Annotated in this window: 16 protein-coding genes and 1 riboswitch; of the genes, 11 read left to right on the top strand and 5 right to left on the bottom strand. The window is 64.3% G+C overall.

Annotated elements, in window-relative coordinates:
• Nucleotides 1–4: 4 nt before the first annotated feature.
• Complete coding sequence (locus AB0Y14_RS05380; RefSeq protein ID WP_436588174.1) at nucleotides 5–1291, top strand: hypothetical protein; 1287 nt, start codon at nucleotides 5–7, stop codon at nucleotides 1289–1291.
• Nucleotides 1288–2385 (top strand): MauE/DoxX family redox-associated membrane protein, encoded by a 1098-nt coding sequence (locus AB0Y14_RS05375; protein WP_436588173.1) that lies wholly within the window; start codon nucleotides 1288–1290, stop codon nucleotides 2383–2385. Before AB0Y14_RS05380 ends, AB0Y14_RS05375 begins: the two co-directional genes overlap by 4 nt.
• Here the strand turns inward: AB0Y14_RS05375 and AB0Y14_RS05370 are convergent.
• On the bottom strand, nucleotides 2327–3643 hold the full coding sequence (locus AB0Y14_RS05370; RefSeq protein WP_436588172.1) for an MFS transporter: 1317 nt from the start codon (nucleotides 3641–3643) through the stop codon (nucleotides 2327–2329). The genes AB0Y14_RS05375 and AB0Y14_RS05370 overlap by 59 nt on opposite strands.
• 196 nt (nucleotides 3644–3839) lie before the next feature.
• Here AB0Y14_RS05370 and AB0Y14_RS05365 point away from each other — a divergent pair, with 196 nt between their 5' ends.
• Genes AB0Y14_RS05365 through AB0Y14_RS05340 form a run of 6 tightly spaced genes read left to right on the top strand, consistent with a single transcriptional unit; the run spans nucleotide 3840 to nucleotide 10644 of the window.
• Nucleotides 3840–7001, top strand: a complete 3162-nt coding sequence (locus AB0Y14_RS05365; RefSeq protein WP_436588171.1) for a Na+/H+ antiporter subunit A — start codon at nucleotides 3840–3842, stop codon at nucleotides 6999–7001.
• Nucleotides 6998–7573: a Na(+)/H(+) antiporter subunit C gene (locus AB0Y14_RS05360; RefSeq protein WP_436588170.1), complete on the top strand. Its 576-nt coding sequence runs from the start codon at nucleotides 6998–7000 to the stop codon at nucleotides 7571–7573. The genes AB0Y14_RS05365 and AB0Y14_RS05360 overlap by 4 nt, the downstream gene beginning before the upstream one ends.
• Nucleotides 7570–9195, top strand: coding sequence for a Na+/H+ antiporter subunit D (locus AB0Y14_RS05355; protein ID WP_436588169.1), 1626 nt, complete (start codon nucleotides 7570–7572; stop codon nucleotides 9193–9195). Before AB0Y14_RS05360 ends, AB0Y14_RS05355 begins: the two co-directional genes overlap by 4 nt.
• Nucleotide 9196: 1 nt before the next feature.
• Nucleotides 9197–9781, top strand: coding sequence for a Na+/H+ antiporter subunit E (locus AB0Y14_RS05350; protein WP_436588168.1), 585 nt, complete (start codon nucleotides 9197–9199; stop codon nucleotides 9779–9781).
• Nucleotides 9778–10170 (top strand): monovalent cation/H+ antiporter complex subunit F, encoded by a 393-nt coding sequence (locus tag AB0Y14_RS05345; RefSeq protein ID WP_436588167.1) that lies wholly within the window; start codon nucleotides 9778–9780, stop codon nucleotides 10168–10170. The genes AB0Y14_RS05350 and AB0Y14_RS05345 overlap by 4 nt, the downstream gene beginning before the upstream one ends.
• On the top strand, nucleotides 10171–10644 hold the full coding sequence (locus tag AB0Y14_RS05340) for a cation:proton antiporter (protein ID WP_436588166.1): 474 nt from the start codon (nucleotides 10171–10173) through the stop codon (nucleotides 10642–10644).
• A 162-nt stretch (nucleotides 10645–10806) separates the two neighbouring features.
• Here the strand turns inward: AB0Y14_RS05340 and AB0Y14_RS05335 are convergent, their stop codons facing one another.
• Nucleotides 10807–11079 carry a DUF4235 domain-containing protein gene (locus AB0Y14_RS05335; RefSeq protein WP_436588165.1) on the bottom strand — a complete coding sequence of 91 codons (273 nt, stop codon included), beginning with the start codon at nucleotides 11077–11079 and terminating at the stop codon, nucleotides 10807–10809.
• Nucleotides 11080–11219: 140 nt separating this feature from the next.
• Nucleotides 11220–11319: riboswitch (TPP riboswitch) on the top strand.
• 57 nt (nucleotides 11320–11376) lie between these two features.
• Between AB0Y14_RS05335 and AB0Y14_RS05330 the strand changes: the two genes are divergently transcribed.
• Genes AB0Y14_RS05330 through AB0Y14_RS05320 form a run of 3 tightly spaced genes read left to right on the top strand, consistent with a single transcriptional unit; the run spans nucleotide 11377 to nucleotide 14476 of the window.
• Nucleotides 11377–12036: an ECF transporter S component gene (locus tag AB0Y14_RS05330; protein WP_436588164.1), complete on the top strand. Its 660-nt coding sequence runs from the start codon at nucleotides 11377–11379 to the stop codon at nucleotides 12034–12036.
• Nucleotides 12033–13697, top strand: coding sequence for an ABC transporter ATP-binding protein (locus AB0Y14_RS05325; RefSeq protein WP_436588163.1), 1665 nt, complete (start codon nucleotides 12033–12035; stop codon nucleotides 13695–13697). The genes AB0Y14_RS05330 and AB0Y14_RS05325 overlap by 4 nt, the downstream gene beginning before the upstream one ends.
• Nucleotides 13685–14476, top strand: a complete 792-nt coding sequence (locus tag AB0Y14_RS05320; RefSeq protein WP_436588162.1) for an energy-coupling factor transporter transmembrane component T family protein — start codon at nucleotides 13685–13687, stop codon at nucleotides 14474–14476. The genes AB0Y14_RS05325 and AB0Y14_RS05320 overlap by 13 nt, the downstream gene beginning before the upstream one ends.
• Before the next feature lie 69 nt (nucleotides 14477–14545).
• Here the strand turns inward: AB0Y14_RS05320 and AB0Y14_RS05315 are convergent, their stop codons facing one another.
• The 3 genes from AB0Y14_RS05315 to fmdA form a co-directional block, all read right to left on the bottom strand.
• On the bottom strand, nucleotides 14546–15964 hold the full coding sequence (locus tag AB0Y14_RS05315; RefSeq protein WP_436588161.1) for an FtsX-like permease family protein: 1419 nt from the start codon (nucleotides 15962–15964) through the stop codon (nucleotides 14546–14548).
• Nucleotide 15965: 1 nt separating this feature from the next.
• A complete protein-coding gene (locus AB0Y14_RS05310) occupies nucleotides 15966–16757 on the bottom strand; it encodes an ABC transporter ATP-binding protein (RefSeq protein WP_436588160.1) in 792 nt (263 codons plus the stop codon).
• Nucleotides 16758–16895: 138 nt separating this feature from the next.
• Complete coding sequence (fmdA, locus tag AB0Y14_RS05305) at nucleotides 16896–18152, bottom strand: formamidase (RefSeq protein ID WP_436588159.1); 1257 nt, start codon at nucleotides 18150–18152, stop codon at nucleotides 16896–16898.
• Between the last annotated feature and the right edge of the window lie 53 nt (nucleotides 18153–18205).

Genomic DNA, 18205 nt, shown 5'->3' with positions numbered 1-18205 from the left:
GACAATGACCGAAACCCTCGTGTTCACCATGAGGGCTATGGGGGCGGTCGTCGATGTTTTCGCGGGTCCGGGGGTGTCCCCAAGGCTGATCGAGACCTTGGTATCCGCCTGGACCGATTGTGAAGTGTGCCCGGCCCCGGAGCCTTCATCTGTGCGGGACCCCGAGCACGTGAGCATTGTTCTCGCGGCCCGGAAGAATCCCGTGCCCGCGACGGCCGTTGGGGGTCGTGAGGTGCCTGTTTTGACGGTCGACGCCGACGTTCCCCGTGTCGCCCAGGAATTCACCTCTCTGGTCACGCTCGAACTGATCCGCCGACACATCGGCCGGATGCACCTCTTTCACGCCGCGGCCCTGATGCGGCCCGAAACCGGCCAGGTGATCGCCCTCGTCGGCCCTTCCGGGCGCGGTAAGACAACAGCCTCGCGTGCCCTTGCCCGGGCGGGATGGGTGTACCTCAGCGACGAAACATGCGCGATCGACCCGGAGACTCTGGTCGTTCTGCCGTATCCGAAACCGTTGTCGATCATCGAGAAACCAGGGGAGCCCAAAACCCAAACTGCTGCGTCGGCGCTTGGGCTGCGGCACCACGACCCGGCCTCATCCCTGAGCCCGGAGCTCGCGCGAGTCGTCGTTCTCGACCGCGTCGACGCCGAGAGCCGACCGCACGAGGACGCGGCGGCGGCAGGGCTGCGCCGTCTGCCACTGCTGGAAGCGTTGCAGGTTCTCGCGGAACAGTCCTCCGGGCTGGCGCGGACGAGAGACGGCCTGCTGAGGCTCGCCGAATTGGCGGATCGGTTCGGCGGAATCGACGCCGTGACCTACACGGATTCCTCGCAGTTGCCCGAGCTCCTCGCAGACCTTCTCGAAACCCGACGGGACGCCGGTGCCGAGCCCTGGAAATACATCGCGGGGTCCGCGCCCGTGGAACCGGCGCGGCACGATCTCCCGCGCTCCGACCGGCCCGACATGGTCGTTCGGGAGCCATCAGGATCGGAGCGATTGTATTCGCGGAGCGTCGGGACCTGCGGAATCGTCACCGACCACGGGATGCTCCTCATGCACCCGGAGCGTACGGTGATCTATTCGCAGCTCGGCGCGGATCTGTGGATCGAAGCCGGAGCCGGCCGAAGCAGGCATCACCTCGAAGAAAGGCTGTCCGAAATCTACGGGCCCCCACCGCCGGGGGCTTTCGACGCCGTTCTCGACACGATTCTCGAGGACGGCGGCCTCGTCGCTTCGAACCCGTCCAGTACCGCAACCCGACTCAGTGACCCGAAGGAGCAACCATGACAGCTTTTCTTGCTCCGCCGATCATCCTGGCCGTCGTGCTCGGGATATCGGGGATTTCGAAATTGCGTGCCCGAGGCAGTGTGTCCGCGGCCTTCGAGCAGTTGGGTGTTCCACCGTTGCTGGACCGGGGCTGGATCAAACGCATGTTCCCCTGGGGTGAAGTCGTCCTGGGTCTTGTTCTCCTGTGTTCTCCGGGACGGACCGCTCCGATCGCGGCGCTGGTCGTGTTCGCCTTGTTCGTGAGTTACTGGGCTCTGATCTACCGTGCGCTGGGATTTGACGAACCCGTCTCGTGCAATTGTTTCGGCAGAGCCAACGCCGAGCCGGTGACCCATTGGACCCTCTGGCGCAATACCGCGTTCCTGTTGCTCGCTGTTCTCTGGTTGGCTGCCTCGTTCCGGGTCTCCGTGCCTGAACTCGTGGCGTCCCTCTCCGGGTCGGACCTTCTCTGGATTCTGGGAATCGCGGCAGCGAGTGGAACCCTGTTCCTCTCGATCGCGCCGGGAGCGCGCCGCGCCGCAGAAGCACGCCGGGCTGCTCACGAATCCCGGCACCCGGGCCAGGAAGGCGTCGCTCCCGGGCCGGTGACGGCATCCAGCCCTCATGGCGACGTCGACCTCCCGAATCCGGAAAACGACGACTACGTGCGCCGTCCCATCCCAGGAATCGTGCTCAAGGACTCCCACGGGGAATGGGTGGCTCTGACACGTCTGGCAGCGACCCGGGCGCGGCTTCTTCTCCTCGTTTCACCCGGATGCGGGTCCTGCACGGAGGTGATCCGTTCGGCCCGGAGATGGCGCGATGAGTTGTCTCCCGCGGTCGAAGTCCACCTGGTGACCTTCGCCCGTCAAGAAGCCTTGGAGAGCGTGGTGGACGAGGAACTGTGGGACTCGGTGCTGTACGACGTCGAGCACTTCCTGGATGACCTGATGGGCATGCGGGCGACACCATCGGGGGTACTGCTCGGAGCAGACCGATTGCTGGCCGGAGGCCCGGTCCGGGGACCGGAGGACATTTCTGCCTTCGTCAAGGACATCAAGGCCGAGCTGGAAGCCGCACCGCAAGGGCCAGACCTGCGGCCAGAACGATCATGATTCCGAGAATGCCCCACACCTGGTCCCCGAGGAGGCCCACGAACAGGGCAAACAGTGCGGGGGCCAGGAAACTCATGGCACGTCCCGTGGTGGAGTAGAGGCCGAAGTATTCTCCCTCGTCGCCTGGCTCGGTCAGTCTGGACAGGTAGGTGCGCGAGGCGGACTGGGCGGGTCCGACGAATGCGCACAACGCAAGACCGCAGACCCAGAAGAGTCCTGGGCCCTGCACCAACAACAATGGTGCCGCCGCGATCAGCAGCCCAGACAGCGAACCGATGATCACTCGCTTGGGTCCCAGCGCGTCGTCGAGGCGGCCTCCGATCACCGCGCCGAGACCGGCGACGACGTTCCCCGCGATCGCGAACACGATGACCTGGCTCGTGGAGAAACCGAAAGTCCCGGCAGCCAGCACACCTCCGTAGGTGAACACGCCCGCGAGCCCGTCTCTGAAGACCGCCGAAGCGATGAGAAACCTCAGGGTCACGGGTTCATAGCGATACAGACGTCGAATGGTGCGTCCGAGGCGTCGGTACGAGTCGACCCATGATTCCTTGTGGTCGGAGACTGTCCGGCCCGTGGCCGAACCGTAGCCGCTCTCGGGCGCGGTGGCTCCCGGAAAACGGAGCAGAATCGGGAGGGAGAGACAGGCCAACCAGATCGCGGAGAACAGCGCCACGGCGCGAAGGTTCAGCGAATCGTCCTCGGGGATTCCGAGGAGGCCGGGAGAGACGAATCCGAAGAGCACAATGACCAAGGCGACGATGCCTCCGAAGTAGCCGAAGGACCACCCCAGGCCGGAGACCCGTCCCACCGTGCGGGGGGTCGAGATGGAGGGAAGGACGGCGTTGTAATGCACGGTCGCGATCTCGCTGAAGACGTTGGCCATGGCAATCAGTCCGACGCCGAGCCACAAGAAAGCCGGGTCCGGACGGACGAAGAAGCACAGGGCCACACAGACGGCCACCGCGGCGGTGGTCACGGCCAATGCTGTGCGACGGGACCCGCCCCGGTCCGCTCTCTGGCCGGTGACGGGGGCCGTTACGGCAATGATCAGCCCTGCTGCGGCTAGTCCGATGGACAGTGCCTGGGATGTCTGGTTCTTGCTGCCGAATAGCTCGCTGGTGAGGTACACGTTGAACACGAACGTCGTCATCACGGCGTGGAAGCTCGAGGCACCCGCATCCCAGAGCGCCCACGGGATCACCGGCTTGTGCTCCTCGGACCGGAGCGACGACTGCGAGGGCGGCGCATAGCTCATGGGCTCAGGATACAAGCGGCCCCAGGTGAACCCGATCACGGCGCGGGCCTTCGCCGGCGGAATCCTACGACATTCTGGGTATGTGAATAGTCAGACGTAATTGTCAGCTCTCAGCATGCGCGGACATGTGCACATGCCGGCGCTGGTATTCTTGTGAAAGACCAGACCCCGAGGCCCAATGAGGAGGTCCCACCGCGTGAGCTTCGTGATCCTGGTCCATTGCCTTGCGGCTCTCGTCGCCCCAGCATGTTTTCGTCGGTGGGGTCGTACGTGCTTCTACGGACTGGCGGTCGTTCCCGCGGTTTCCTTCGTGTGGCTGTGTGCGCAGGCCCCAGCGGTTTTTGGCGGAACCGACCTGGCGGAGAGCTACCCGTGGATCCAACAGTTGGGCATCAGCCTGACCTTCAGGATGGATCCGCTGGCCTGGATTCTTTCCGCAATGATCCTCGGCATCGGGGCCCCGATCCTTTTCTACTGTGCCTCCTATTTCAAGCACACCAACCAGTATTCCGGTACATTCGGTGCTCAACTGGTTCTCTTCGCCGGCGTGATGTTCGGGCTCGTCACTGCCGACGACATGATCGTGATGTTCGTGTTCTGGGAGATCACGAGCATTCTCTCCTACGTCCTCATCGGTTACGCCCACGTCCGGTTCTTCGCCCGACGCGCCGCGCTCCAAGCGCTGATCGTCACCACGGCCGGGGGACTGGCCATGTTCATCGGCATCATCATGCTGGGCGTGGCCAGCGATTCTTACCTCCTGTCGGACGTTGTGGCCAGGGCACCGGAGACAGTGGCAAGCCCGGGAGGCGGAGTCGCAGTAGGGGCCGCGCTCGTCCTGATCCTGGTCGGAGCAATGTCGAAGTCCGCGTTGTTTCCCCTCCACTTCTGGTTGCCCGGCGCGATGGCCGCGCCCACCCCCGTCTCGGCCTTCCTGCACGCAGCGGCCATGGTCAAGGCGGGGATCTATCTCGTGGCCCGTCTCGCCCCCGGGTTCGCTGACGTCGCTCCATGGACCGCGCTGGTGGTCTGCTTCGGCTTGTTCACGATGCTCTTCGGCGGCTACCAGGCCCTCAAGCAGTTCGATCTCAAACTGATTCTCGCCTATGGCACCGTGAGTCAGCTCGGTTTCATCATGACCGTGGTGGGTATCGGCACTCCCGATGCGATGTATGCCGGACTGGCGATGATGGTGGCCCACTCCCTGTTCAAATCGGTCCTGTTCCTGGCGACCGGAATCATCGACCACCAGGCCGGAACCCGTGAGATCACCCGGCTCTCCGGAATCTGGCACAAGGCCCCCGGCCTGTTCGTCATGGCCGTTCTTTCGGCGGCCTCGATGGCTGGTATCCCTCCGCTCGTGGGTTTCGTGAGCAAGGAAGGAATTCTCGAGCTCGGTCTCGGCGCCGTGAAACACGGCGTCGGCGATCTGGATGCGACGCAAGGACTGGTTGTCCTCATCTGCATTGCTCTCGGCTCGGTCCTGACCCTCGCCTACAGCGCCCGGTTCATCTGGGGCGCCTTCGCAACCAAGCGCGTCGCGGACGCCCATCCGGACCTGGTCCAAGGGGGATCGGTCCATTCGACTGACTTCCACGTCATCCCGTTCAACTTCGCTCTTGCACCCGGGCTGATCACCGTGCTCACGGTTGCCTTGGGATTGTTCCCCGAGCCGCTTCACGTGATGGTGTACGACGCTGCACGCGCCGCCGGACACGTTGAGCAGCATTTGGCCCTGTGGCACGGGCTGACACCCGCCCTGGGCCTGTCTGCGGTCATCGTCCTTCTCGGATTCCTCCTTTTCGCGCTCCGGTCTCCGGTAGAAAGATTCCAAACCGCTCTTCCGAGCCTGCCGACGGCGGACACCGTGTACCGCGCCGTCATCGGCGCCATCGACTACGTCGCCGTCCGCGTCACGGGCTTCACGCAACGAGGTTCGCTGAGCTTCTACCTCGCGGTCATTCTGGTCACTGCCGTGGTGGTTCCCACCGTCGGGCTGTTCCTGGTCGAGACACCTCCACTGAATTCGTTCAACTGGTCCGATTCCCCGGCGCAGTGGGCCATCGCCGTCGTGATGGTCGGCGCGGCCCTGGTGGCCGTCCGGGCGTCCAAGAGGTTTTTGGCGATCCTCATGGTCTCGGTGACCGGTTACGGACTTGCTCTGATTTTCGCGCTCCGTGGAGCACCGGATCTCGCGCTCACACAGTTGCTGGTCGAGACGATTTCGTTGATCGCGTTCGTCCTGGCCCTGCGAATGCTCCCGTCCGGAATGGGGCAGCGGAAGACCACCAGGAAACCGGTTCGCATTGCCATTGCCGCGGGGTTCGGACTGTTCATGATGGCGCTGACGGCCTTTTCCATCTCTTCTCGGACGGAATCGCCGATCTCGTTGGATATGCCGCGATTGGCATACGAAGTAGGGCACGGCAAGAACGTCGTGAACGTGACCCTGGTCGACATGCGTGCCTGGGACACCTACGGCGAAATCTCGGTTCTGGCCCTCGCGGCCACGGGCGTGGCCAGCCTGATCTTCATCGCGGGGAGGCAGGACGGAGGAGCCAGCAGCCAGAACTTGGACACTGGACGCATCCGTGCCGTGAGCAAACGGTATGCGGGACGCACCGGCCTGAGCGCCGGGGCTCGCGTCGCCGGGCGTTTCATGAACGTCAAACGGGACCCGTTCCTGGTCGCCGGGCGGACGTTGGCACCGGAGAACCGGTCGCTCATGCTCGAGGTCATCACGCGGTTGCTCTTCCACACCATCATGCTGACCTCGGTCTATCTGTTGCTTGCGGGGCACAACCTGCCGGGTGGAGGGTTCGCGGGTGGTCTTCTCGCCGGTCTGGCGCTCGGACTCCGATACCTTGCGGGAGGCCGATACGAGCTTGAGGAAGCCACGCCGCTGAACGCGGGGGTCCTGCTCGGTATCGGAATGATTGTCGCCGCCCTCTACGCCCTCCTCCCGCTGGCCTGGGGCGGAACCGTGTTCACGTCCTACAACGTCGATCTCGAGATGTGGCTGTTCGGCGAAGTGCACTTCGTGACATCCACGATCTTCGATGTCGGCGTCTATCTGATCGTGATCGGACTGGTTCTTGACGTGATCCGCAGCCTCGGAGGACGCATCGACTCGGTGCTCGAAGAGGAGCGGGAGAAAGAGCGCGAGAAGGCCAAGATCAGCGGACGCAAACGTCGTCGCATCAAGGTTCGCCGTTCCGGCGGACCACAGACCTCGGTCATCCCCTCTGGCCCGGTCATGGCAACCAGCGAAGACGAGCCGACGGACGAGAACCAGGACCGCGCGAGGAATCGGCCGGACACGGTGCTCTCCGACAGCGCAGGGGAGGACAACCGATGATCGATGCAGCCCTGTTGTTGGTCATGGGAGTCCTCTATGCCGTGGGGGTCTACCTGATCCTGGAAAAGTCGCTGACCAAGGTGCTTCTGGGTCTGATGCTCATCACCAACGCGACCAACATCCTGATCCTCCACACCGGCGGGGCTTCGGGACTTCCCGCATTCTTCGATTCGGAGGTCGCCGCGGACGACTACTTCGATCCACTGCCTCAGGCGCTCGTGCTGACCGCGATCGTGATCTCTTTCTCCGTGACGGCGCTGATGCTCGGAATGATCTATCGCAGCTGGGTCCTCTCTCGCAGGGATGACATCCAGGACGACGCCGAGGACCGTCGCGTCGCTGCCCAGCCGGATTACGATCCGGAGGACGACGACGCCGCGCCGATCGAGCCTTCCGAATTCGAGGGATCCGAGGAACAACGAGAGGAAGCCTATCGTCAGCGTAAACAGGCCGAGCGAGCGAAGAAGGAGGGCACACGGCCGCAGGCTCCCGACGAGATGCCCGGCTTCTCGGGTGAACATCACCCCCATCTCGACCAAGGCGACCGCGACAGAGGGGAGTGGCACGCATGAGCATCGTTGACATTGCCCCGGCCGCGGTCGTCCTGCCCCTCATGGCGGCCGGCGCGAGCTTCACCCTGTACAAGCACCCCAATGCGCAACGACTCCTTTCGGTCGTGGCCATGTTGGCCACCCTGTGCCTCGAGTCAGTCCTTCTCGTTTCCACCTGGGGTGGCGAACCCCAATCGGTCACCTTGGGAGCATGGGCCGCGCCCTTCGGCATCGTGATGGTCGTGGATCAGCTGTCCTCACTGATGCTCGTGGTCTCCACGCTCGTTTCCTTTGCGGTCATGATTTACGCGACGGGACAGGGCCTCGCGGACGGAGATTCGGACGCGCCCATCTCCGTTTTCTACCCGACCTACCTCGTTCTGCTCGCCGGGGTCTCGAACGCGTTCCTCGCCGGTGACCTGTTCAATCTCTATGTCGGTTTCGAGATTCTTCTGACCGCCAGTTACGTGCTGATGACCATGTCCGGTTCCGCGCCGAGGATCCGCGCGGGTATCACGTACACCGTCGTCTCGGTCATCTCGTCGATGTTGTTCCTGATCTCGATCGGCATGATCTACGGGGCCGTTGGTACGGTCAACATGGCCGATATCGCGGTCAAGGCGGGGCATCTACCGGTGGGGACCCAAGTGCAGTTGCACCTGATGCTGTTGGTGGCCTTCGGGATCAAGGCTGCAGTCTTCCCCCTGTCGCTGTGGCTCCCGGACTCCTATCCGACGGCTCCCGCGCCCGTCACGGCGGTGTTCGCGGGTTTGCTGACCAAGGTCGGCGTGTACGCCATCATCCGCACCGAAACCCTCCTCTTTCCCGAGAGTCGAGTGGACAATTTGTTGGCCCTCGTGGCCGGGGCCACGCTCGTCGTCGGAATCCTGGGCGCGCTCACGCAGAGCGATATCAAGAGAACCCTGTCTTTCATCCTCATCAGCCACATCGGCTACATGATCTGGGGCATCTCCTTGGCCACGCCCGAAGGCCTGATGGCCGTGGTCTTCTACATCGCACACCACATCGTGATCCAGACGAGCTTGTTCATGGTCGTCGGTCTCATCGAGCGACGCGGCGGATCAGCCAATACGGACCGACTCGCGGGACTCGCGAAGATCGCCCCGATCCTGGGCGTCCTCTACTTCATCCCGGCGATCAACTTGGGCGGTATCCCGCCGTTCTCAGGATTCCTCGGCAAGGTCGGCCTGATCGACGCGAGCGTTCAGGCCGGAACGTGGCAGGGTTACGTGCTGGCCGGTGTCGGAGTCTTCGTGTCCTTGCTGACCCTGTTGACCCTCACGCGAATCTGGAACCGCGCATTCTGGCGCAAACCGGAGGACGCCGAATTCCCGGATCCGATCCTGTTGGCCAAGGACCAGGACGGCAAGTACGGCGTCAGGACTTCGGGCGGACTCGACGTCGAATCGAGGCGCTACAAGGGCAAGGACGTCACTCTCCTGCCCCGACCGATGATGGCTTCGACCATCGGCCTGGTGGTGGTCGGCGTCGCCATCACGGTCTTCGCGGGACCCCTGTTCGACCTGTCCGATCAGGCCTCTGAGAACCTGAGCAACCCGCAGGTCTACATCGATGCCGTTCTCGGCTCGGACCACGGAGCCTCTGCGGAAGGGAGCCACTGACATGAGTCCTTCGGCGCACCGGGCCCCGCGCGTCCGGCCCAAGAACACTTTGCGCACCGAGTTGCCGCTGATCATTTGGTTGGTCCTGGTGTGGGGCGCTCTGTGGCAGGACTTCTCGATCGGGAACCTGGTCTTCGGACTGATCATCGCGTTGGTGATCGTACGCATCTTCTATCTGCCCCCGGTGCAGCTGTCCGGTAGGTTCAACGTGTTCTGGGCGGCCGTGCTGATGACGAAATTCGTGTGGTGGATCGCCCACGCGAGTTTCGAGATCCTCTGGTTCACCGTCAGGCCCCAAGGTGCCCCACGTTCGGCCGTGGTGTCGGTGCGACTCCGTATCAACAGCGACCTGCTTATCACCGTGGTCGGTCACATCGTCTCCCTGATCCCAGGATCCTTGGTGGTCGAGGTGGACCGGAGAACCGCGACCATCTACTTCCACGTCATCGACGTCAACGACGAAGCGGAAGTCCGCAAGTTCCAGGACGGTGTGCGGAAGATCGAGGACCTGGTGATTCGCGTGATGGGGACCAAAGAAAGCCATCGCGCCCTGAAATCCGGTCACCTGGGGGAGGGAACATCGTGAATATCGTCATGGTCGTCTGCGGTGTGGTGCTCGTTCTGGCCGCCATCGGAACCATTGTCCGCTTGGCCAAGGGGCCGTCTCTGCTGGATCGAGTGATCGCCTCCGATGTACTGCTGGCGATCGTCGGGGCCGGACTCGTCGTGGACATGGTGTACAGGGACAGTTACGAGAACGTCACCATGCTGATCGTGATCTCGCTCGTCGGTTTCCTGGGTTCCGTGACGGTCGCACGCTTTGCCAACAACAAGCGCGAACGCAAGGACCAACTCGAAAAGACCGAGTCCTCGGCGGCGACCACCTCGCCCGAGCGTCCGTACGGGCACGGACGCTCCCGCAAATCCGGCAAGACCGTCGGATCGAGGCCGACGGCACGGCGGGGTGATCGGTAGATGGACCTCGTACTCGATACGGTGACCGGTATTTGCCTCATCGGCGGGTGCCTGATGTCGCTGGGCGCCGCCGTCGGCATCGTACGGTTCCCGGACGTGCTCTCGCGTCTCCACCCCGGCGCGAAGCCTCAGGTCTTCGGCTTGTTCCTGCTCCTGGTGGCGCTCGGCATCGCTTCGCGGTCCTGGGCACTGGTCCCGGCGCTCATTCTCGCCTGGACCCTCCAGATTCTGGCCGTTCCCGTTTCCTCGCACATGGTCGGCCGGTCCGGTTTCCGCAACCGGCACTTCACCGCCTCGGCCCTGACCGTCAACGAACTGGCTGACCTCGTGGAGCAAATGAACCGCGAGGAGGAACAGGAAGAGGCGCCTGTGCAGGCGACGGACGAACCCAAGGACATCGACGCCGAAGCCGCCGGCCTCGAGGAGGACGGACAGGAACGGCCGGCCAAAGGATCGGACGGCCACGACCGGTGACGCGGCCGGGCCTCGCCGGCCGTCGCTTCGTGCGGCACCCATAGTGGCTGTTAAAGACGACGGTGCCGATTGTCGTTCGCAGCGGGAACCACGTCCCGCCGCAGAACGACTCTCGGCACCGTATCGGCTCATCGCCCGCGCACGCAGGCAACCTCCGTGGAGCTAGACCTCGGCCTGACCGCCCGTCTCGATCTCTTCCTTGTGTTCCATCCTGTTGGCCAGGCGAGTAACACCGAGTTTGATCAGAGTCGCCACGACACCGCTGATCGCGGTCCAGATGACGATGTCCCGCACGCTCTCCTCGGGATCAGGGTTGTTCGACGGCGGTTCATTGCCCGTGACCTTCTTCCACCCGAGAGTCATGACCTTGTTGGCGGCAAAGACTCCCGCCAAGGAAGCCACCGTGGAACCGATCTTGATTGCGGGGTTGCTCATGCATCTCTCCTCTTCATTCGCACCGGCGGTGCGGCCGGTCACGTACAGCTTCTTACAGCCTAATCGCACTGGTTTGCCTTTGTCCGCAACGGGCTGGAGATTCACCCGAAGTGAAATGATCGGATAGACTGGGCGGCGTTCACGAACGACAGGGGAGCCTCGAACGAGGCTGAGAGTGCGAAAGCAGACCCTCGACCTGATGCGGTTAGCACCGACGTAGGGAGTCGAGATCTCGGGCGTACCCGAAAGAAGAACGGCGTGCGACCTCCCCTCCTGATCTGTGCAGGAGGAAGACCAATGAACACCACACCCTCATCCGAATCTCTGGACCGGGGACCCGCAGGAACCGGGGCGGCATCACACCGACGGCGAGCATCGTGGCGCGTGATCGACATCGTCATCGCATCCGTTTTGGCGGTGGTTTGCGGCGTCATCTTCTGGATCTGGTCCAATGCCGTCTCACCGGCGACGCAGACTGCGACCGTCGGGTTTCCGCCCTTGTCAGGCTTGATCGGCGGTGGTTGGCTCCTCGCCGGCGTCATCGGTGGACTCGTGATCAGGAAACCGGGCGCTGCGATCTACTGCGAAATGGTCGCTGCGGTGATTGAGGCCCTCCTCGGCACGCATTACAGCGCCGGGGTCCTGCTCTCGGGCGCGATTCAGGGCATTGGCGCCGAAATCGTGTTCGCCGCGTTGCTGTACCGTCGCTTCGGACTGCCCACGGCGCTCCTGTCCGGCGCCGTCTCGGGTCTGTTCATGGGAGTCAGCGAAGTCGTCATGTACTACGCATTCTGGGAACCCCAGTACCAGGTCGTCTACGTGATGTGCGCCGTGGTCTCCGGGCTCCTCATCGCCGGTTTCCTCTCGTGGGCCCTGATGCGCGCCCTGATCTCGACCGGTGTCCTCGGATCGGTCGCGGCAGGTCGCGATGCCCGGCAGATGCGGCGGCGTGCGTGAGCGCCGGCGGTGCGTCCATCAGTGCCCGAGGCTTCGGATGGCACCATGCGGGACGGGATGAGCCCGCGTTCAACGGCGTGGACCTGGATATCGCGTCCGGAGAGAAGGTTCTCCTGCTCGGCCCGTCCGGCGCGGGCAAATCGACCCTTCTCCATGCCCTGGCCGGGGTGCTCGACGACGACGACGGCGAAGCCGCCCTCGGGAGGGTGACCGTCAACGGCATGGACCCCCGGGACGCGAGGGCATCGGTCGGTCTGATGCAGCAGGACCCGGAATCCTCGATCGTTTTGTCTCGGGTCGGCGATGACCTCGCGTTCGGGCCGGAGAACCTCGGGGTGCCACGGGACGAGATCGTCGGGAGATGCCGGCGCGCCTTGCAATCGGTCGGACTCGATCTTCCGTGGGAGCATCCCACGTCGGCGCTGTCCGGCGGACAGAAACAACGTCTTGGGCTGGCCGGGATCCTCGCGATGGAACCCGGTCTCCTTCTGCTCGATGAGCCGACGGCGAACCTCGATCCGGACGGCGTCGTCGAGGTCCGGGACGCCGTGATCACGGCCGCACAGGAATACGGATCGACCCTGGTGGTCGTCGAACACCGCGTTGCCGTGTGGGCGGACCTCGTCGACCGGATCATCGTCCTGTCACCGAATGGCGGGATCAGCCACGACGGCGCTCCCTCCGAAGTTCTCGGAAGAGCGCGCGAAGAATTGCTCGACGCCGGCGTTTGGGTCCCTGACCATGTTCCGCGACGGCCCATGGCTTCCACGGGCGGCAATATTCCCGTGGATCGGGAGGGGCCGCTTCTCCAGGCATGCGGTCTCGCGGTGACCAGACAGCAGCCTTCCCGGTCGTGGAGCAGGGGTCGACGTCGTGCGGTCAGGAAATCTCCGGCCACGCCGATTCCGGCCGCGAGGGATGCCCTCCGAGCATCGGAGAACATCGGTCTTCGGGTGCATCGAGGCCAGCACCTGGCAGTGACTGGGCCGAACGGTGCCGGAAAATCCACGCTCGCCCTGACCCTCGCGGGTCTGATTCCGCCGGCGGCGGGATATGTCGCCGCGTCGGAGGAACTGAGGTACCTCCGTGATCCCACCGGAGTAGATCGGTCCCCATCATGGGACCCTTGGGCGTGGACCTCCGGACAGCTGATTGCCCGTATCGGCACGGTTTTCCAAGAACCCGAGCACCAATTCGTGAGGGCCACGGTCGGGGAAGAACTGGCGCTGGGGGCGCGGCTCGCAGACGGCGCCGGACGTCGGCTGTCCAGGAACGGGCCGCCGCACGACGGCGAAGACCCGGAAGTGCGCGCACAGGAGCTCCTGGAACGTCTCGGCCTGGAGCATGTGAGGGACGCGAATCCCTTCACGCTCTCCGGGGGTGAGAAACGTCGCCTCTCGGTCGGAACGGCTCTCGCCGCCAGGCCACGGATTCTGGTTCTCGACGAACCCACGTTCGGCCAGGACGCCAGCACGTGGGCGAATCTCGTCGATCTGCTTCGAGAGGTTCTGGCGGCGGGATCGGCGGTCGTGTCCGTGACGCATGATCGCGCGTTCCTCGAGGCCCTCGGCGGGGAGGAACTGCGTCTGGGGGACCACCCCCATGAGCCCGAGGCAGAGCCGGTCGACGCGGTGGCAGGAGGTGAGGCATGGACCTCTTGAACAATGCCACGGCGGCCGATTCAGGTCTGGGCCGCGTCAATCCAGCGGTCAAGATTCTCCTGCTCGTTGTCCTCACTGTCGCGTTTCTGGCGAGCGCCGACTGGGTGACCTCAGGTTCCGGCGTGCTCTTCCTGGTGCTTGTGATGATCGGGTGCCGCATCGACCCGCGAAACGTACTGGTCCGACTCTGGCCGGTCTTCACCGCCGCGGTTTTCAGCGGATGGGCCACGGCGCTCCTGTCGTCCAAGACGGGGGATGTTCTGCTCGACGTCGGCCCGTTCCTGTTCACCACTGATTCCGTGGACGCGGGGGTTGCCATTGCGCTGCGTGGATGTGCACTCGCGATGATCTCGGTGCTGTTGCTGCTGACCACCGATGCGCGAGAAATCGGGGACAGTCTCGCCCAGACCTTTCGGCTTCCCTCGCGGTTCGTGCTATCCGCAGTCGCCGCATTTCGTCTGGTCGGGATCATGATCACGGAATGGGAGACTCTCGCGGCGGCCAGGCGGGCCCGTGGCCTGGGGCCGGACCGAGGCATCCTCGGTAACGTTGGGGGCTTCGCAACGCAGGCCTTCTCCCTGATTGTCCAGGCACTGCGCAGGGCGAGCCGTCTTGCCGTGACGATGGAGGCCCGGGGTTTCGGCGCGGGACCGCGGACGTGGGTCCATCAGCCGGAGTACTCGTGGCGTGACGCGGCCGCCCTGGTCATCGGCCTTGGGATACCGGTGGTCGCCATCGGCCTGTCCGTGGTCCTGGGAACCTACCGGTTCTTCCACTAGACGGCCCGGCTCCTGTCCCGGGAGACAACGACGCCCGGTGGATGTCCCACCGGGCGTCGTCTCGATTCCCTAGTCCATGGCCAGCGCACGGACCGGCGGCTCCTTGGCCGTCTGCCGGGCGGGCAAGGCCGTGGCCAGGCCCGTGATCGCCAGGCATCCGATGACCACCATCAGCAGAACGCCCCAGGGAGGGGTCGGGCCGAAAATGCCCGCGCCCTTGACCGAGGCGAACATGCAGAAGGTGCCCGCCCAACCGTAGAAGATGCCCAGCGGGATACCGACGCACGCCGCCGACACGGTCAGCTGGGCAGTCTCCCCAAAGATCATCTGCCACATCTGCCGGGTCGAGAGGCCGACCGTCCGCAGCATGCCCAGTTCCCTCCGGCGCTGCATGATGGAGGATTTCATGTTGTTGGCGACGCCGATCACGGCGATGGCCACGGAGAAGGCGACCATGCCGTAGACGAACAGCAAGGTGTTGTCGATCATCACGTTGATCATGGCCACCTGGCCGAATTCGTACTCACCGCTCTCGGCCATGCCGTGCACCGCCGACTTGAGAGTGGATCCGAGGGTCCCGAACATCACCACGAGCGTGATGCCGATAACCAGCCCCATGGATGTGCGTGCCGACCTGAGCGGGTAGCGCCTCGAGTTCGCCACCGCCATGCGACCGGGGGTCCTGTGCCCGACCACGGAACCTGAGAGGGCGAAGAACGGGGGCATGACCCAGGCGGACCCCAGGGCGATACCGGTGAAGCTCAGGAACCCTCCCAGGACGGCAGGCAGGATTCCGACCGGGCTGCCGATTCCCAGGACCAGGCCACCGATCAGGAACAGAAGACCCACAACGACGAACGCGATCGAGGCGGCCAGCGTGAGCTTTCGGTTCCGGAGAGCCTTCGACGCGGGTTCACCGCTGCGCCGGACCCCTTCGAGAGGCGAGACCGACAGAACGGGGCGCGCCCCATTCCAGGCGGCGATCCAACTGGTCAGCGCGACCAGGACAGCCGCAACCAGCATCCACGGGTTGAGCGCTGTGGACTGCAAGCTCGTGCCTGCGTCCTTTGCCTCCGCGACCAACGCGAGGATCCATGTGGTCAGTGCACCGAGGGCGAGACCGACCACGGAACCCAGGATCCCGATGACGAGACCCTCGGCAGCGACGCCGCGACGGAGGGCCGATGCCTTGGCACCGATCAGTCGCATCATCGCCAGCTGCTGGGTCCGTCCGGCGACGACGATCGAGAAGGTATTGACGACGACCGTCCCTGCGACGAAGAGGGCGACCGCGAAGAAGGTCATCGACGTCAGGACCAGCATGGCAAGGAGACTTCCGCCGGCCTGGCCATCCGGGTCCAGGAGCTTGTCCAGGAGGCCGACGGCCCCGATCAGACCGGAACCGAAGAGCGAACCGATCGTGACCACGAGGAGGGTCGAGACGTGCTGGCCCGGTCGGCGGGCCAGTTCGAGGAGTGCGTTCTGCACTTCAGTTCACCTCCAGAGACAGCATCATCTGTGCGATGTCCTCGGCGCGGGGCGAGCCTTCGCTCTGGTGGACGATTTTGCCGTCCGCGAGGTACACGACGCGCTGGGCGTGGGCCGCTGCTTTCGGGTCGTGGGTGACCATGACGATCGACTGTCCTAGTTCCTGCGCCGCGACCCGCAGGAGTTGAAGCACTTCCAGAGCGGAACGGGAGTCGAGATTGCCGGTGGGCTCGTCCGCCAGAATCAGGGCGGGGCGGGTTGCCAGCGCTCTGGCGATCGCGACGCGTTGTTGCTGTCCGCCCGAGAGCTCACTCGGCCGGTGCTCCACGCGTTCGGCGAGGCCCAACCGGTCGAGGAGCTGATCGATCCATGCCTGTTCCTGCTTATTCGGTGAACGGCCGTCCAGGTCGAAGGGGAGAAGAATGTTTTCCCGCACGTTCATCGTGGGCATCAGGTTGAATGCCTGGAAGACGAACCCCACGCGGCGGCGTCGCACCTCGGTCAGTTCGTTGTCGTCCAGGTGCGTGATTTCCTGCTCGCCGATCCACATTCTGCCGCCCGTGGCGGTCTCGAGTCCCGCCATCAGGTGCATCAGCGTGGACTTGCCGGACCCTGAGGGACCCATGACCGCGACGAATTCTCCGGGGGCCACCTCCAGGTCGACGTCGCGGACGGCGGCAACCGCGTTCCCGCCCTCGCCGTAGGACTTGCTGACGCTCTCGGCGCGGGCGATGGGCATGACCGCTCGGGGTGCCCCGCCGGGAGCCTGGTGGGTGAGGTTCGGGTGTGACATTGCAACTCCATGAGGTTTGCTTCTTGGTACAACCTCTACTGTTCCGCGTGCGGTCGTCACGGACAGTGGAGCTGGAGCTAGATCGGGGTAGAGCTGGCTGTAGTTTCCGACCTCGGGGCAGGTGGAACGCCCGTCACGCTATGCCGGGTTCGCCGAGCGCGGTGCTCCCATTCCGGGGTCGATGCGTCCGGGGCCGGAGGCCGACGGGGCGATGTCGATGTCGAAAATTTCCGTGGGGAGGTAGACCGTGGCACAGGAATTCGGGACGTCGACGACGCCGGAGAACCTGCCCTCGATGGGTGCCGCGCCCAGCAGGAGAAAAGCCTGCTCGCGGGACCAGCCGAAGGTCGTCAGGTAGTCGATCGCGTGGAGAATGGCACGCTGGTAGGCCAGCTGCGAATCCAAGTAGCGCTGTTCGCCGTCGAGGGTCACGGAGGTCCCGGAAAAGGCGAGCCACTCGGAATACTGTGGGGCCGTTCTGCCGGGCATGAAGATCGCGTTCTCGCTGACCCCATAGGTCTCCATGCCGCCCTTGATCACGTCGACACGCAGATCGATGTACCCGCCCATCTCGATGGCGCCGCAGAACGTGATCTCCCCGTCCCCCTGCGAGAAGTGGAGATCTCCGACGGAGAGGTTTCCACCCTTGACGAACACGGGGTAGAAGACCCTGGAACCCTTGGTGAAGTTCTTGATGTCCTGGTTGCCTCCGTTCTCCCGAGGGGGAGCGGTGCGTGCGGCCTCCGAGGCCACACGTCGGTAGTCCTCGCCTTCCAGCGTGCCCAGGATGGCGCTGTCGGGTTCGGGAGGCAGGGCCAGTGGCGGAAGGCGGTGGGGATCTGTGGCAATCAGATCTCCTTCACGTTTGTTCCACGAAGCCAGCAAGTCCGCGGACGGGGCCGTGCCCATCAACCCTGGGTGGGTGATACCGGTGAAACTGACGCCGGGGATGTGGCGCGACGTCGCCGTATCGCCCGAGAAGTCCCAGACGGCTTTGTAAGCGTCCGGGAACTGGTCGACCAGGAAACTGCCTCCGTTGTTCTTGGGAAAAATCCCCGTATAGCCCCACCCTTGTCCCGCCAGGGGGCCCGTTTCCTGGGGGATCGGCCCGAGATCGAGGATGTCCACGACGAGCAAATCGCCGGGTTCCGCGCCTTCGACGGCGAACGGCCCGGAGAGCGCGTGAACGACGTCGATCGGTGCGTCCCTGACGTCGTCGGCCGAGTCGTCGTTCTTGATGGCGCCGTCGAACCACTCCCGGCAATCAACCCTGAATGAGTCTCCAGGCTTCAGCGTTTCGATGGGCGGGATCTCGGGGTGCCAGCGGTTGTGGCCTATCTTCTCCTGGTCGGAGAAGGGCTTGTTCGAGTCGAGGGGGAAAATGACGTCCGGCATGAGATTCCTTTCGGTGGGGGTAACTCGATGGAGCTCGCGCCGGCGGGGCGGTC

Source organism: Rothia sp. HC945, from assembly GCF_051370785.1.
Classification (GTDB): Bacteria; Actinomycetota; Actinomycetes; order Actinomycetales; family Micrococcaceae; genus Rothia.
The sequence above is the reverse complement of the archived record's forward strand: the minus strand, read 5'-3'. Positions and strand labels throughout refer to the sequence as shown.

Coding starts and splice junctions, on each gene's coding strand:
- AB0Y14_RS05380 (WP_436588174.1), top strand. CDS start 5: ATGACCGAAACCCTCGTGTTCACCATGAGGGCTATGGGGGCGGTCGTC.
- AB0Y14_RS05375 (WP_436588173.1), top strand. CDS start 1,288: ATGACAGCTTTTCTTGCTCCGCCGATCATCCTGGCCGTCGTGCTCGGG.
- AB0Y14_RS05370 (WP_436588172.1), bottom strand. CDS start 3,643: ATGAGCTATGCGCCGCCCTCGCAGTCGTCGCTCCGGTCCGAGGAGCAC.
- AB0Y14_RS05360 (WP_436588170.1), top strand. CDS start 6,998: ATGATCGATGCAGCCCTGTTGTTGGTCATGGGAGTCCTCTATGCCGTG.
- AB0Y14_RS05355 (WP_436588169.1), top strand. CDS start 7,570: ATGAGCATCGTTGACATTGCCCCGGCCGCGGTCGTCCTGCCCCTCATG.
- AB0Y14_RS05350 (WP_436588168.1), top strand. CDS start 9,197: ATGAGTCCTTCGGCGCACCGGGCCCCGCGCGTCCGGCCCAAGAACACT.
- AB0Y14_RS05340 (WP_436588166.1), top strand. CDS start 10,171: ATGGACCTCGTACTCGATACGGTGACCGGTATTTGCCTCATCGGCGGG.
- AB0Y14_RS05335 (WP_436588165.1), bottom strand. CDS start 11,079: ATGAGCAACCCCGCAATCAAGATCGGTTCCACGGTGGCTTCCTTGGCG.
- AB0Y14_RS05330 (WP_436588164.1), top strand. CDS start 11,377: ATGAACACCACACCCTCATCCGAATCTCTGGACCGGGGACCCGCAGGA.
- AB0Y14_RS05320 (WP_436588162.1), top strand. CDS start 13,685: ATGGACCTCTTGAACAATGCCACGGCGGCCGATTCAGGTCTGGGCCGC.
- AB0Y14_RS05310 (WP_436588160.1), bottom strand. CDS start 16,757: ATGTCACACCCGAACCTCACCCACCAGGCTCCCGGCGGGGCACCCCGA.
- fmdA (WP_436588159.1), bottom strand. CDS start 18,152: ATGCCGGACGTCATTTTCCCCCTCGACTCGAACAAGCCCTTCTCCGAC.